We start from the raw sequence: 14,868 nt of genomic DNA on the forward strand, positions 1-14,868 counted from the left end.
AGAGGGTGAATCATAAGTAAATGATTCACCCTCTTTCTGGTTTTATAAGAACAAGTCTTTCTTTGGCATGTTTGCCATGTATTTCTTTCTCAGTTTCTCGAAGAAAGCCATAGTATCGTTAGAGAAACCGTGGCCTTTCCATGTAGATGTATTCGTAATGAGAATCCAGCATTGGTTATCCGGATATTTCAGGACGATGGCTGATGTGCCTGCCAGCGAACCGGTACGAATCCATGGTTTGTTGCTCTTTGGTGTATAGTTCCAGCCGATAGAATATTGGTGGTCAGCCTGCTCGCGCGTCATAAACTCGATGCTCTTCTTGCTGAGGATATCCTTGACATGTGGCAAACCATCGATGCTGGCAATAAAGCGGCTCAACTCTGCAGTCGAACCACACCAGGCACCTGCACCTGAAAGGCGAGGGAGGTCGGTATCGCCATAGCATTTCTCTACCAGTCGTCCACTGTTGTTGTATTCATACACAGGAATGCTGCCCTGGTGCATGTAGTACTTCGTCTCGTTGGGGCGGCGGTCCTTTAAGTAAGTGCCGGCAATGTGCATGTCGTAGCATCCGGCAGGCTGGAGCACATACTTCTGCATGAAGTTTTCATATTTCATTCCGCTCTTCTTTTCTATAATCATGGAGAGAATCATGTAGCCCAGATTACTGTAGCATTTGCCTTCGCCAGGAGTATAACCCAAGTGGCGCTTCAAGAGAATCTTGAGCAGAGTAGGGTGATCAGGTGGCGTTTTGAGATGGTTCTGCATCATGATGTAGCGGGTGGAAGATACCGGGTCGCCGGCATAATTGTTGAAACCTGCCTGATGGCGCAGCAACTGTTCTACGGTGATATCGTAATATCGCTTGTCCTTGATACTGTTGTTGTAAACGGTATCGCGCAGGATTCCCTTTTCGCCAAACACCTTCTCGTTCAGTTTGAGTTTCTTCATCTCCTGCAACTTCATGATACCTACGGCTGTAATCAGTTTCGATACCGAGGCGAAGCGCATCAGCATGTTAGGCTCCATTCTGATGCCTCGTTCCTTATCCGCCATTCCGAATCCGCGGGCATAGAGTAGTGAGTCGTTGCGGGTGATGACGAGTTGGGCTCCATTGATTTCCCATCTCTTGAGATACCTTTCTATTACCGAGTCCATCTCATGATATTCCTTCCCCTCTGTCAGGGCATTTGAGATGGAATCGTTGATATGAACCTTAGGGAGCGAATCTGCCGCCTTGTTCTTGTCTGATGCTGATGTACAGCGAGATACACAGCTGTGTGTAGTCCATCCTACGATTGCTGTAAAGGTAAGCAATATGATTGCTATGCGTTTTTTTCTTAGTCGTCGTGCCATTTTATTTAATTTTTCTATGCAAAGATTTTGCAATCGAGTGCAATGAAAGTTTACTTTCAGATTGCCGAGTGCAGCAAATCTTATGCAAAGATAATGCAATCTTCTCAAATAACAAAACATTGAAAATATATTTAAATTTATTTTGTATTGTCTATGAATTATCGTACCTTTGTACCCAGTTATAAAGAAAAACAATGAAGAAGGTATTAAAAAAGGTATTAAGATCCATATTCTATATAGTAGTCATGTCGGTTCTGGCATTCCTGCCCGACTTCTGGCTTTGGCACATCGGGGTGAGTGAGTGGCCTTTGCTGCTAGCCATCTTATGGTGGGTTCCCTCGTTGTTACTTGTTCTTGCCGAAGTGGGGTTGCAGATGGGGTTCTTCCATAAGTTGTCAGTCCGTGTACTCTTTACTACCATACTTTTCTCGGCATTCCCTAAGGTTGTCTTTATCCTGTTCGATGCATTTCTTCCTTGGTTCTTTGCTCTGATTCCTGCTTTGGGTGTAATGGGGTGGTTTGCCTTCGGCTTTATAGAGGGTTGGAAGCGGTTAGAACTGAAACATATTACCTTTACCTCGCCCGATTTGCCACCTTATTTTGATGGTTACCGTCTGGTACAGATTACCGACTTTCATCTCGGTTCGTTTCCTCCCGGCAATGATTTCGTGCAGAAGGTGGTGGATGCGACCAACAATGAAGAACCCGATATGATTCTCTTTACGGGCGATCTGGTCAATAACCAAGCCAGCGAAGTGGAGCCTTATCTGGATACGCTGGGGCAGCTTCATGCGTCAGATGGCATCTATTCTATCTGGGGAAATCATGATTATTGTGAATATGGCAACAATCATTCTATCGGCGCTTTGAAGAGAAACCGCCGTATGCTCTATGGTTATCAGGAAAATCTGGGGTGGCATCAGCTGATGAACGAACATCATGTGGTGAGTCATGGTATGGCATCTATCGCTGTAATAGGCGTAGAGAATCCCGGTCAGCCTCCTTTCACCAATCGCAGTAATCTGAAGAAAGCGATGAAGGGGTTGAATCCAGATATGTTTAAAATCCTCTTGAGTCATGATCCTCACCATTGGCGCAGAGAAGTAGTTGGTAAGAAGATACAACTTACTCTGGCGGGACATACGCATGCCGGACAATTGAAAATAGGTAAATGGACGCCTGCCCGCATGGCTTTCAAAGAGTGGGGCGGAGCTTACCGCATTGGTGAGCAGATGCTCTATGTATCATCGGGTATTGGTGGTTCTTTCCCTTTCCGCCTAGGCGCATGGCCTGAACTGACAGTTATCACGCTGAAACGTGATTTATAGTTCTTAAAGATAAAGAAACTGGTGTTTAAGTGTTAAAACATAGTTAAATATTAGCTGTTTGAACCATTGTGATGAAAAAAACGTGTTAAAAATTTGGTGGTTCGAATAAATGTTGTACCTTTGCACTAGTTTTCGCATATATTTGGGCAAATGGGGGGTGTCGTGAGATTGTACTCCATTTGTTTTTTTGAAGCAAGGCGAAAATACTTCACATCAGAAGTAGCTGTTCACATTTTAAATTTTATATTTAACATTGAAAACAATGAAGATTCCTGTAGAAGAACAATATAAATACGTAAAACTTACTCTCCCGGATGGAAGCAAGGCTGAAGGTCAGGCTGTCTTGTTGCATGCTTGTTGTGCACCTTGTTCGGCGGCTATCGTAGAATGTATGCTTCATAATGGTATGAAGCCTACTGTATATTTCAGTAACAGCAATATCTATCCTCAGCAGGAGTATGATGTACGCAAACATGAACTGAAACGATTTCTGGAGGCCCAGAATGTACCTTATGTAGAGGATGAGTATGATCATCAGGAGTGGCTTTCTGTTATCAAGGGTTTAGAGGGTGAGCCCGAGCGTGGCAGCCGTTGTTCTGTCTGCTTTCAGTTCCGCCTCTCTCATGCAGCCAAGTATGCACAGGAGCATGGATTTCACCTTCTTACTACCACGTTGGCATCTTCGCGCTGGAAGAATATCAAACAGATAGATACTGCCGGTCATCTTGCCGTTGAGGCTTATCCTGATGTAGAATGGTGGGATATGAATTGGCGGAAGGGCGGTTTGCAGAATCGCCGAGGTGAACTCTTGAGAATCAATGAATTCTATAATCAGTTATATTGTGGTTGCGAATTCAGTATGAGATAAATGAAAAAGCCCAGGACATCACGCCCTGGGCTTTTTTTATAAGAATCTGTGAAATCTGTAGTGCTTAAGAAAGACCTGTAATCTCACCGTTTACTACATCAATGCGCTCAGCCTGTGGGCTCTTTGGTAAGCCCGGCATACGCATGATAGGACCAGCGATGACTACAACCATCTCGGCACCCATATTTACGGTGATGTCGCGAACGTGGAGTTCGAAACCTTCTGTAGGACCGTATGCCTTGGCATCGGTAGAGAAACTGTACTGAGTCTTGGCAATACAGATAGGGAACTTTTCAGCACCCAGCTTCTTGATCTCTTCAATCATTGACTTGGCAGAATCGCTCAATGTCACGCTGCCTGCTCCGTAAAGATTGAATGCAACCTTTTCTATCTTCTCCTCAACGCTATCGTTATCATCGTAAGCAAAATAGAGAGGGGCTGATGGACGCTCATCAATGGTCTTTACTACGAGGTTGGCAAGTTCAATGGCACCGTTTCCACCTTCGGCAAAGGCGCTGTTTACTGCGAAACCGCAACCCATCTCCTCGCAATGCTTGCGCAATACTTCAATTTCTTCATCTGTATCGGTTGCAAACTTATTGAATGCAATCACTACAGTCTGACCAAAGCTCTGCAGGTTCTTTACGTGCTTGTCGAGGTTCCAGTAACCGGCTTCCATACCAGCGATGTTTGGTTTCTTGATATCTTCCAGAGCTACACCACCATGCATCTTCAACGCCTGGAGGGTAACAACGAGAACAGTGAGGTCTGGTTGCAAACCTGTCTTGCGGCATTTGATGTCATAGAATTTCTCTGCACCGAGATCTGCACCGAATCCTGCCTCTGTAATAGCATAGTCGCCATACTCAAGAGCAGCAGCAGTAGCCATGACGGAATTGCAGCCATGAGCAATGTTGGCAAAAGGACCGCAATGAACAAATGCTGGTGTACCCTCTGTTGTCTGAACCAGATTTGGCTTCAAAGCATCGAGAAGGAGAGCTACGATACTGCCACCTACACCCATATCCTTTACGGTAAATGGCTTGTCGTCCTCGGTGATGCCCAGGAGGATATTATCGATACGGCGACGAAGATCATCGATACTTGTTGCGAAACACATGATAGCCATAATTTCAGAAGCTGGCGTAATATCGAAACCAGACTCTGTCTCGATGCCGTTCTTATCTCCTATACCGGTGATGATGCGGCGCAAACCTCTATCGTTCACATCCATGACGCGACGCCAAAGAATCTTCTTGAGTTTGAAACCCTCTGCTTCGTGCTGGAAACGGTAATTGTCCAGAAGGGCAGAGATCATGTTGTTGGCCTCTGTGATGGCATGGAAATCGCCAGTGAAATGGAGGTTGATCTTATCCATAGGCAAAACCTGGGCATAACCGCCACCTGCTGCGCCACCCTTCATGCCGAAGCAAGGACCCAGAGATGGTTCGCGAAGTGCTACTACAGCCTTCTTGCCAATCTTCTGCATACCCAGGGCGAGACCTACAGATACCGTAGTCTTACCATTACCAGCCTTTGTAGGGCTGATAGCTGTCACAAGGATGAGATGGTGATTCTTAAACTTGTTGGTGTCAATCTTGTCCGTAGTAATCTTAGCGATGTAACGGCCGTAGTTTTCCACTTGGTCTTCATGGATTCCAAGTTCTGCTGCCACTTCATTGATAGGGCGCATTTTTACTGATTTAGCTATTTCAATATCTGTCAACATAAAAAGTAATGTTTTGTATTTTGAGTGCAAAGGTACGGAAAAGTATTCATATATTAAAATAAGAAAGTATAAAAAAACAAAATAAAAAAAGGAAGACTTTCCCCATTTCCAAATGACGAAGTTTAAAAAAGGTAAATTGTAGGATTTTGTCGTGTGAATGTAGTACCTTTGCAAGCGAATTTATATTTTATAGTACGTATGAACAAGTCTTTAGCATTAGCTCATTTTCAGACGAGCTTTCAGTTTATCACGCATCAGAACGAGCGCTTCTCTTATCTCGAAGGAGCCTATCTGGCACTTATCGGAGGATGTGATTGGGTTCAGCTTCGCATGAAGGGGGCTACCGATGAAGAGGTAGAGCCTATAGCCCGTAAGTTAAAGTTGGCTTGCGAGGGTGCCGGTGCAACCTTTATCCTCGACGACCGTGTAGAACTGGTGAAGAAGTTACAGATAGATGGTGTACATCTTGGAAAGAATGATATGCCGGTTGATGAGGCACGTAAGCTCCTGGGTGATGAATTCATTATTGGAGGAACAGCCAATACATTTGATGATATTCGTCGTTTGCATGAACAGGGGGCTGACTATATCGGTTGCGGTCCGTTCCGCTATACTACTACCAAGGAGAAACTCTCTCCGGTGTTGGGTATAGAAGGTTATCGCCAGATTATTGAGCAGATGAGGGAGAATAAAATCTCTCTGCCTATGGTAGCCATCGGAGGCTTGACTCCAGACGATATAGATCCGCTTGCAGAATTGGGCATCGGTGTGGCAATGAGCGGTACCATCCTGAATGCGGAGAACCCTGTTACCATGACGCGTCAGATTCATGAGAAGTGCTTCGGATTATGTCTCGAAAATTTCAATCATTTCTTTGAGAATCAGTAGAATGATACTCATAAATGATGATTTTGCATAGAAAAGAGAAGAAAGTTCAGGTTTTCTTCTCTTTTCTCATTTTATTGTTGTAACTTTGCACTCGCATTGCAAAACTGTTGCAAGGCTATTACAAATAATAGAATTTAAAAGACATGAAATTAATAGTGGGAATTGACTTAGGAAATATAGGAAAAACAGATGCTGTCGGAAAGAACGAGAACATCATGATATACGCACCTTCAGATAAAGGTGCTTAAAAACCCGGGCACAAACGTGTTCGGGCTTTTTTATTTTACTATATATAATAGGTGTAAAACCAACTCAAAATAGATAGTGTGTGCAAAATATATAATTATTAACTTTATAAAAAAAAAGTATTAAAATGATGAAAACAGAATGGAGAGGTTTCAAAGGAAACATGTGGCAGAGTGAAGTGAATCTTCGTGATTTCATTCAGAACAACTACACTTGTTATGACGGCGATGAGTCGTTCCTTGCAGAACCAACTCAGGCAACTAACACCCTTTGGGGTATGTTGAAGGAACTCCAGAAGGAGGAGCGCGCCAAGGGTGGTGTGCTTGATATGGAAACAGAAATCGTTTCAGGATTGACAGCTTACGGTGCTGCTTATATCGGTGAAGGTACAAAGGATTTGGAGAAGGTAGTTGGTCTGCAGACCGATAAGCCTTTGAAGCGTGCCTTCATGCCTTACGGTGGTATCAAGATGGCGGAGCAGGCTTGTACAACATATGGCTATCAGCCATCTGAGAAGCTCCACGAAATCTTCCACAAGTATTGCAAAACTCATAATGATGGCGTATTCGATGCTTATACTCCAGAGATGAAGCTCGTTCGCCATAACCACATTCTTACCGGTCTTCCTGATACTTATGGTCGTGGACGTATCGTAGGTGACTACCGTCGTGTAGCCCTCTATGGTATCGACTTCCTCATCGAGGAGAAGAAGAACGACCTCGCTAACATGGGCGACCGTGAGATGATTGACGAAGTTATCCGTCTTCGTGAAGAGGTTGCTATGCAGATTAAGGCGCTCAAGGGCTTGAAGGAGATGGCTCAGTTGTATGGTTACGACATCTCTCAGCCTGCCAAAAACGCTCGTGAGGCTGTTCAGTGGTTGTACTTCGGTTACCTCGGAGCTGTGAAGACTCAGAATGGTGCTGCGATGTCTGTAGGCCGTATCTCTACATTCCTCGACATCTATATCCAGCGCGACTTGAACGAGGGTACTCTTACCGAGGATGAGGCTCAGGAGCTCATCGACCACTTGGTAATGAAGTTCCGTATGGTTAAGTTCGCCCGTATCCCTTCTTACAACGAGCTCTTCACCGGCGACCCAGTTTGGGCTACTCTCGAGGTAGGTGGTATGGGGCAGGATGGCCGCTCAATGGTTACCAAGAACGACTTCCGTTTCCTCCACACATTGGAGAACATGGGTCCTTCACCAGAGCCAAACCTCACTGTACTCTATAGCTCTCGCTTGCCAAAGGCATTCAAGCACTACGCTTCTCTCATCTCTGTAAAGACAAGCTCTATCCAGTATGAGAACGACGATGTAATGCGCCCAGTTTGGGGTGACGACTATAGCATCTGCTGCTGTGTATCTGCTACACAGACAGGTAAGGAGATGCAGTTCTTCGGTGCCCGTGCCAACTTGGCTAAGTGCTTGACCTACGCTGTATCTGGCGGTGTTGATTCAAAGACACGTGAGCAGTGCGGTCCTAAGTATCGCGCCGTTGAGGGTGATGTGTTGACATACGAGGAGTTCATGCCACGTTTCATGGATATGATGGACTGGTTGGCTGGCGTTTATGTGAAGACATTGAACCTCATCCACTACATGCACGATAAGTACTTCTACGAGGCAGCAGAGTTGGCGCTCATCGATACAGATGTTCGTCGTACTTTTGCTACAGGTATTGCTGGTTTCAGCCACGTGGTTGATTCTATCTCAGCTATCAAGTATGCCAAGGTAAACATCGTCCGTGATGAGACCGGTTTCCCTCTCAGCTTCAAGACCGAGGGCGACTTCCCACGTTACGGTAACGATGATGAGCGTGCTGATGAGATTGCAGTATGGTTGCTCAAGACCTTCATGAACATGATCAAGAAGCATCATACATACCGCAATTCTGAGCCTACTACATCTATCCTGACTATCACATCAAATGTAGTATACGGTAAGTACACCAGCAACATGCCTGATGGTCGTCCAGCCGGTGCTCCATTGGCTCCAGGTGCTAACCCATCTTACGGTGCAGAGAAGAACGGTCTTTTGGCTTCATTGAACTCAGTAGCTAAGTTGCCATACGAGTATGCTCTTGATGGTATCTCTAATACTCAGACCATCAGTCCAGGTGCTCTCGGTCACAACGATGAGGAGCGTGCCCAGACATTGGTAGGTGTATTGGATGGTTACTTCAACCAGGGTTCTCACCACCTGAACGTGAACGTATTCGGTATCGACAAGCTCAAGGATGCTATGGAGCACCCAGAGAAGGAAGAGTACCAGAACTTCACCATCCGTGTAAGTGGTTACGCAGTTAAGTTCATCGACTTGACACGTGAGCAGCAGCTCGACGTAATCGCTCGTCAGGCTCACGAGAGACTCTAAGGAAGTGAAGAATGAAGAGGGAAGAGTGAAGATTTCTCTTGTCTCTTTGTAACATATAGATTGCCCGCTAGATTTTCTTTCCGAGGATATTTAGCGGGCATTTTAGCTTATTTAACTGCAAAATAGAGCAAGATATTGATAAATTTACTATCTTTGCGGTATGAAATTTAATATAGAACAAAAAACAACTCTTTGGAGTGAGGGAGGAAAATTTTGCTTGGATTTAGCCAAACTGATATTTGGTGGTATCATCCTGGCAAGTATTATGAAGAAGGATATCGATACAGGGAAACTTTTAGTTTTTGGTGCTCTAATAACTTTGTTTCTTGCTGTATGTGGATTCTTTTTAATATTGATGTCTAAAGATAACAAAAAGAAAGGAAAATAAATATGGAACTATTGGTATTTATGGGATTTTTTGCTTTGCTTGCAGGTGGGTTTACCCTATGGGCATATATTGATTATCGTAAAATGCAGGCTTAAGTGGGCTTCTTGTTTTTAATCATTTCTAAAAAGATAAAATAATATGGGTGTATTTCTTTTTTTAGGTGTTATAGCCTTATTTATGAGTCTTTTTGCATTGTGGGGAATATATGATCTTCGAAAGAATGCATAAGGGTTTTGTTCACAGCATAGAGAGCTTTGGTTCTGTAGATGGACCAGGCATTAGGTTTTTGATTTTCCTGCAGGGTTGCCCCATGCGCTGCCAGTTCTGCCATAACCCGGATTCATGGAAGATGGGAGTGGGAGAGGAGTGGAGTGCCGATGACCTGTTGGATAAGGCAGAGAGATTCAAAAGTTATTGGGGAGACAAGGGCGGTATTACTGTAAGTGGTGGAGAAGCCCTGATGCAGATAGACTTTCTCATCGAACTTTTCGAGAAAGCCCATCAGCGTGGCATCAACACTTGTCTTGATACATCAGCGCAACCATTTAGGAAAGAGGGTGCTTTCTCCGATAAATTCGAGCGTCTGATGACCGTCACAGATACTGTTCTTCTTGATATCAAGCATATCAACGATGAAGAGCATCGTAAACTCACCCGCCATTCTAATGTAAACATACTGGATTGTGCACGATATTTAAGCGAGATACACAAACCAGTATGGATTCGTCACGTCCTGATTCCAGGTATTACCGACAAGGATGAATACCTCTATCAGTTGCGCGATTTCCTCTCAACACTCTCTAATATTGAGCGTATAGATGTCTTACCTTATCATACGATGGGTATCTACAAGTATGAGAAACTAGGTATTGCCTACCCGTTGGAAGGCATAGATCCTCCTACTAGTAATCGTATAACTCATGCAGAAGCAATCTTGCAAGAGGCACTTTAGCCTCTTGCAAGACTGCTTAGATGAGCGTCTAGCGAACTGGTGAGACGGGCTTTGATGATAGGCTTTGTGATGTAGTCGTTTACTCCAAGCTCGTAGCATTCATCCACATTATCCTTGTTGCTTAACAGGGAAACCACGATGATGACCATTTCACTTTTCGAGTATTTAGAGCGTACATGGTCTATTACGTCCCACCCATTTACATGTGGCATCATCAAGTCGAGCAGTATCACGTGCGGCTTGAATGTGTCAATCAGTTCAATGGCTTCTTTTCCGCCATTTGCAGTTTTCACGTCGATGTCAAAGTCCTTTATCATTTCAGAGATAGTTTCAATATTTTCTGAAATATCATCGACGATTAGCACTTTGTTCTTTTCCATTTTTCACTGGTCTATTTTATGTAGGTTCTTTCCGATCTTGAAGGTCTAGTTTCTTGGCTTGTGAATGCCGTAGATGTCGCACATGAATCCTTTATCAGTGATTAGATTGTTCATGTCGATACTGTCGAACATCTTGTGATGAGTACCGATTACCACAATCTGATACTCTTTTTCCAGAACTTTAGGATCATCTGTCACCTTGATGTTATATTCTTCTTTTACTTCCTCTACATCTACCAATGGATCGTAGAGTGTGGTTTTGTAACCTGCTCCTACCAGGTTGATATAGAGATCGGCTACTTTTGTGTTTCTGATATCATCGCTGTCTGGCTTGAACGAGAAGCCGAGAATCAGCACGTTAGTCTCCGGAGCCTTGAACTTTCTGTTTTCAGATGCATTCTTTATCTTTCCTGCCATCCATACCGCCATCTGCTCATTAACCTCGCGGGCTGTAGAGAGCAGCGATGGTACCACGTCAACCTCCTGTGCCTTGTTAATCAGGTAGTATGGGTCTACCGCGATGCAGTGGCCGCCAACGAGTCCTGGAGTAGCTGGCACGAAGTTCCATTTTGTGCTAGCTGCCGCCGTTACGTCTTCAATGTTGATGTTCATCTTGTCGAAAATCTTTTCCATCTCGTTGAAGAAGGCTATCTGTATGTCTCTCTGGCAGTTCTCCATCAGTTTACATGCCTCTGCTATTCTGATACTCTTCGCCTTGTAGGTGCCATGGGTAAGTACTGAAGCATAGAGGCTGTCGATGATAGCTGCTGCTTCGGGTGTAGAACCGCTGGTAACCTTCACGATGTTCTCGATGGTATGAACCGTATCGCCCGGATTGATGCGCTCTGGCGAGAAGCCTACAAAGAAACTCTGGTTCAATTTCAATCCTGATGTAGATGCCAGTAATGGGGCACAAACCTCTTCTGTCAGACCTGGGTAAACGGTACTCTCGTAGACTACGATATCACCTTCTTTCAGAATCTTGCCAACCTCAGCAGTTGCATTGCGCACGCAACTGATGTCTGGCTTGTTCGATTTGTTAACCGGTGTCGGTACAGCGATGATATACACGTTACACTTCTTCAGGTCATCAATATTGCTGGTCAGTTTCAGTCCCTGTTCCAAAGCTTTGGATACAGGTCTGTTGTCTTCCATCGTGCTTTTGGCTAACTTGGCTACCTTCTCAGCTTTGATGTCATAACCCCATGTATCGTATTTCTTTGAGAATAAGCATGCCAGTGGAGTACCAACATACCCTAATCCTATTACTCCAATCTTAAACTCAAAAGACTTGTTTATCATATACTATATTCTGTTTATGTTTTATTATGTTATTTCTTTTATTGGGAGCTCCCTGCTGTATGTACGTTACAGCAAGTAACTCGGATCTTTTAGATTCCTTCAAGCTGAGCATAGCGCGAAGTCTTCTCAGGGTTCCATGCGTCCTTGTAAGAACGGCGGAAGAAGAATTCTTGCAGATGAGCCGACAGACGGGCGATACGCAGGAAATAACCTGTATAAGGCGACATCAGTGGCAGATATCTGTAAAGGAACCACACGTCTTTCTTTCTTTCTGAAACCATCAGTACAAGGAGGAAGGCAAGCTGCGAGAAGCATACTCTGATAAAGTAGCCCAGCGCCAGCACCTCGATGATGTGCGTGTTAAACGTGATGGCGAGCTTGATGATGTACCACAACCACAGAAAATTGAGGAAGCAGTCGAAAACCACACTCTCCATGTTGGATAACCAGTTAAGGATACTCCAGTTCTTGGTAGGCAACAGAATGTCGGCATGCTTGCGTAGACGGAATCTCACGAACGAGCGCGACCATCTGATGCGCTGATGATACAGCTTGTACCATTTGGTAGGCACATTGGTCATACAGATGGCATCTTCGGCAAATTTCACTTTATATCCGGCTTTGCGGATCTTCTGTGTCAGGTCACCGTCCAGTCCCGGTCCTATGTCCCAATAGCCCACTTCCTTCAGCGTCTTTCTTTCGAAGGCTCCAAATGCTCCCGAAATGATGTGGTAGATACCCAGTTCGCTGGTTACGATACGTCCCACCTGTATTCGCTTCAGGTATTCGAAAGCCTGCAGCGATGAGCAGATGGTTTCCTTGTAGTTGCGTACCTTCACGCATCCTCCTACGCCTTTTACCATTCCGTCGATGTAGAAGGGGAGTAGAATCTTCTCCAGTGCATCACGGTCGAGCGAAGAGTCGGCATCCAGACATACGATGTATTTGCCTTTTGCCATCTGGGCTCCATAGTTGCTGGCGGCAGCTTTACCGCCTCTTGTATCCAACCTCAGGTAGTGGGTGATATACCCGGCTCGGTAGAGGTCGTTACAAATCAGTTTGGTGTCGTCGTCGCTACCATCGTCTACCACGATGATTTCGTAGTTGCGGTAGGTTTGCTCAGCCAGCGAGTTCACCATTTTGAATATATGTTTGCCTTCGTTCTTTCCCGGTACGAGGATGCTGATAAGCGGATTTTCGCGGTACAGGAAGTACTTGGCATATTCTTTCTCTTTATCTATCTGGTTTCTCTTCATCAGTCGGTTTCCGATTACGAGATATTCCAGGATATAATATCTTGGCATCTCGATGAAGAAGAGAAACCAGTAGGTATTCACGATACTGCTAAACGATAGCGTGCTGATCCAGTCGAAGAAATCGTTCAGATGTTCTGCTATGCTAAACATACGCTTTTCCCTTTCTTCTTGATGGCTTATCTCAGCACGGTGAGCGCCAAGAGGGCCATGATTATGAGTATACCTGCGATGGTGACAAGGATGGCAACGAGTTTCTTGTAGAGCACGATGCGTTTCTGTATCTTGTCGTTTTCATCTTCCTTCGGCTCCGTATCAAGCAGCTCTTCCTGCGGCTGCACCAATTTCTCTTCTTCCTTCATCAGAGGTTCCTCTGAGTAGCGGCAGTAGTCGTCTGGAGTCATATCCACATATTGCAGTTTGTTGAAGAACTCGTCATAGTTGTTGGCGATGGTCTTCGCCTTGGTTTCCAGCATGCTGCAGATAATCTCGTCCGGTTCTATCGAGTTGGCCACCTTTCTGATGGCTACCGACATCTCCTTGCTCAGTTTCTGCTGAGCCTCTTCTACCGTTTCTTCATGCTCATAGAGGGTAGAGGATACGTAGAAGATATTGTTGTTGTAAGACACCTTGTGATTGGAGAAGATTCTACAGAGCTTGCCCTGTATGCTTTCCTTTATCTTTACGGTATCCTTGTTTTCATCTATAATCCATATCTTGCCTACCATGACCGAGAGTTCATCCTTGCGGTAGGTTTCCATCAGCTGGCGTCGCAGTCGGTTTATCAGCAGGTAATATTCCATGAAGTTATCATAGATGTTCACCATGCTGTTGAACATGATGTTGCCGCTGGTCAGTGCTCTGATTCCTTCTTCTGTTATCTCGAAGTCCTCAACGTCTCGTGGCACCAGGGCGTTTACCGGATAGGTGCTCTGGCAGTAGCAGCAGGTTGACTTGGTGATAGGCGAGGTAAACGAGTTCTCGCAGTCGTTGCAGGTATATACCACGGCTGGTCTGTCATAGTCAACACCGATGTGGCGAAGTTTCTTGTGACACTTCGGACAGATGAGCATACCGCCCACATTGTAGCTGCTTTCCGGCGATACGTTGGCGCAGCTGAAGTGGTGGATGATGTTCTGTATCTTCAGGTTCGAACTTCCGCACTTCGGACAGCACTCAGTATAGAGAAGGTGAGAGTGGTTGCACTTAGGGCAGAGGTGCTCCTTGAGCAGGAAGCGGTGAATGCGCAGTGATCCGAACTCCACCATAGTGTCGATGAACATGAACATCTCGTTGAGATGGAAGAGACCCATACTGTGATAGTGTTCGAAGATTGGGTTGATATATCCCAAAGACGATTTCTCCAGCAGTCGGTGTCCCATGATTCGCTGGTCTCTTGAGAGCAGGTATCTCAGAATATTGGCAAAGAGCTGGTTAGGCTGTGTAGGACGGCTTGTTTCGCTTTTTACACCAAACTTCTGTCTTGCCAGCTTGATTTTGTCTATAATCTCGTATACCTTCTCATTGTTCATGTCGCTCACATAGGCATCGACGATATAGTCGATGATCTGTTCCTTTCCCGATAACGCCGTATTGGCGAATATCGGTTTGTAGCTACATTTCCACGATAAGATTGGACTGGCTCCAAACAGTATAGCATGGAATGCACGCTCACTCTTCGTATTGATGTAAATACAATCGAAGTAGTCGGGCTGGATGTCCGGTGTCGAGTCGATATCTATATAGCTATCGATGGTGAGCACCATATCTCCACGTTTGTTTCTTCTAAGTCCAATCATTC

General features: G+C 45.0%; 12 protein-coding genes. 6 read left to right on the forward strand and 6 right to left on the reverse strand.

Annotated features, from left to right (window positions below; genetic code table 11):
• Positions 1–42 precede the first annotated feature (42 nt).
• On the reverse strand, positions 43–1,356 hold the full coding sequence (locus ONT19_RS02300; protein ID WP_118151183.1) for a serine hydrolase domain-containing protein: 1,314 nt from the start codon (positions 1,354–1,356) through the stop codon (positions 43–45).
• Between the two features lie 194 nt (positions 1,357–1,550).
• Between ONT19_RS02300 and ONT19_RS02305 the strand changes: the two genes are divergently transcribed.
• Positions 1,551–2,684 carry a metallophosphoesterase gene (locus ONT19_RS02305; RefSeq protein ID WP_264952386.1) on the forward strand — a complete coding sequence of 378 codons (1,134 nt, stop codon included), beginning with the start codon at positions 1,551–1,553 and terminating at the stop codon, positions 2,682–2,684.
• A gap of 262 nt (positions 2,685–2,946) precedes the next feature.
• Positions 2,947–3,552, forward strand: a complete 606-nt coding sequence (locus ONT19_RS02310) for an epoxyqueuosine reductase QueH (protein WP_264952385.1) — start codon at positions 2,947–2,949, stop codon at positions 3,550–3,552.
• A 64-nt stretch (positions 3,553–3,616) separates the two neighbouring features.
• On the opposite strand, the gene ONT19_RS02315 is transcribed toward ONT19_RS02310, so the two are convergent.
• The gene (locus tag ONT19_RS02315) at positions 3,617–5,281 is read right to left on the reverse strand and encodes a formate--tetrahydrofolate ligase (protein WP_264952384.1); all 1,665 of its coding nucleotides are present in this window, start codon (positions 5,279–5,281) and stop codon (positions 3,617–3,619) included.
• Between the two features lie 198 nt (positions 5,282–5,479).
• On the opposite strand from ONT19_RS02315, the gene ONT19_RS02320 reads away from it, so the two are divergent.
• The 4 genes from ONT19_RS02320 (at position 5,480) to pflA (ending at position 10,132) form a co-directional block, all read left to right on the forward strand.
• A complete protein-coding gene (locus ONT19_RS02320; protein WP_254973526.1) occupies positions 5,480–6,169 on the forward strand; it encodes a thiamine phosphate synthase in 690 nt (229 codons plus the stop codon).
• Positions 6,170–6,545: 376 nt separating this feature from the next.
• Positions 6,546–8,792, forward strand: a complete 2,247-nt coding sequence (gene pflB / locus ONT19_RS02325) for a formate C-acetyltransferase (RefSeq protein ID WP_118253622.1) — start codon at positions 6,546–6,548, stop codon at positions 8,790–8,792.
• Positions 8,793–8,952: 160 nt separating this feature from the next.
• Entirely contained in the window at positions 8,953–9,180 is a 228-nt protein-coding gene (locus ONT19_RS02330) for a DUF6722 family protein (protein ID WP_117586485.1), read from the forward strand.
• Positions 9,181–9,385: 205 nt separating this feature from the next.
• Complete coding sequence (pflA, locus tag ONT19_RS02335) at positions 9,386–10,132, forward strand: pyruvate formate-lyase-activating protein (protein WP_264964875.1); 747 nt, start codon at positions 9,386–9,388, stop codon at positions 10,130–10,132.
• Here pflA and ONT19_RS02340 read toward each other — a convergent pair.
• The 4 genes from ONT19_RS02340 to ONT19_RS02355 all read right to left on the reverse strand — a co-directional run bounded on the left by ONT19_RS02340 (position 10,129) and on the right by ONT19_RS02355 (position 14,866).
• A complete protein-coding gene (locus ONT19_RS02340) occupies positions 10,129–10,512 on the reverse strand; it encodes a response regulator (RefSeq protein WP_117586483.1) in 384 nt (127 codons plus the stop codon). The genes pflA and ONT19_RS02340 overlap by 4 nt on opposite strands.
• A gap of 45 nt (positions 10,513–10,557) precedes the next feature.
• The gene (locus ONT19_RS02345) at positions 10,558–11,814 is read right to left on the reverse strand and encodes a nucleotide sugar dehydrogenase (protein WP_118085738.1); all 1,257 of its coding nucleotides are present in this window, start codon (positions 11,812–11,814) and stop codon (positions 10,558–10,560) included.
• Between the two features lie 89 nt (positions 11,815–11,903).
• Positions 11,904–13,220 carry a glycosyltransferase family 2 protein gene (locus tag ONT19_RS02350; protein WP_119236536.1) on the reverse strand — a complete coding sequence of 439 codons (1,317 nt, stop codon included), beginning with the start codon at positions 13,218–13,220 and terminating at the stop codon, positions 11,904–11,906.
• A 26-nt stretch (positions 13,221–13,246) separates the two neighbouring features.
• A complete protein-coding gene (locus ONT19_RS02355) occupies positions 13,247–14,866 on the reverse strand; it encodes a hypothetical protein (protein WP_264952382.1) in 1,620 nt (539 codons plus the stop codon).
• Between the last annotated feature and the right edge of the window lie 2 nt (positions 14,867–14,868).

The organism is Segatella copri (genome assembly GCF_026015625.1).
GTDB lineage: Bacteria > Bacteroidota > Bacteroidia > Bacteroidales > Bacteroidaceae > Prevotella > Prevotella copri_H.

What these genes read in the sequence shown, in the direction of transcription:
- ONT19_RS02310 (WP_264952385.1), top strand. Translation starts at nt 2,947, where the DNA reads ATGAAGATTCCTGTAGAAGAACAATATAAATACGTAAAACTTACTCTC.
- ONT19_RS02305 (WP_264952386.1), top strand. Translation starts at nt 1,551, where the DNA reads ATGAAGAAGGTATTAAAAAAGGTATTAAGATCCATATTCTATATAGTA.
- ONT19_RS02330 (WP_117586485.1), top strand. Translation starts at nt 8,953, where the DNA reads ATGAAATTTAATATAGAACAAAAAACAACTCTTTGGAGTGAGGGAGGA.
- ONT19_RS02355 (WP_264952382.1), bottom strand. Translation starts at nt 14,866, where the DNA reads ATGATTGGACTTAGAAGAAACAAACGTGGAGATATGGTGCTCACCATC.
- ONT19_RS02300 (WP_118151183.1), bottom strand. Translation starts at nt 1,356, where the DNA reads ATGGCACGACGACTAAGAAAAAAACGCATAGCAATCATATTGCTTACC.
- ONT19_RS02340 (WP_117586483.1), bottom strand. Translation starts at nt 10,512, where the DNA reads ATGGAAAAGAACAAAGTGCTAATCGTCGATGATATTTCAGAAAATATT.
- pflB (WP_118253622.1), top strand. Translation starts at nt 6,546, where the DNA reads ATGAAAACAGAATGGAGAGGTTTCAAAGGAAACATGTGGCAGAGTGAA.
- ONT19_RS02315 (WP_264952384.1), bottom strand. Translation starts at nt 5,281, where the DNA reads ATGTTGACAGATATTGAAATAGCTAAATCAGTAAAAATGCGCCCTATC.
- pflA (WP_264964875.1), top strand. Translation starts at nt 9,386, where the DNA reads ATGATCTTCGAAAGAATGCATAAGGGTTTTGTTCACAGCATAGAGAGC.
- ONT19_RS02345 (WP_118085738.1), bottom strand. Translation starts at nt 11,814, where the DNA reads ATGATAAACAAGTCTTTTGAGTTTAAGATTGGAGTAATAGGATTAGGG.
- ONT19_RS02320 (WP_254973526.1), top strand. Translation starts at nt 5,480, where the DNA reads ATGAACAAGTCTTTAGCATTAGCTCATTTTCAGACGAGCTTTCAGTTT.
- ONT19_RS02350 (WP_119236536.1), bottom strand. Translation starts at nt 13,220, where the DNA reads ATGTTTAGCATAGCAGAACATCTGAACGATTTCTTCGACTGGATCAGC.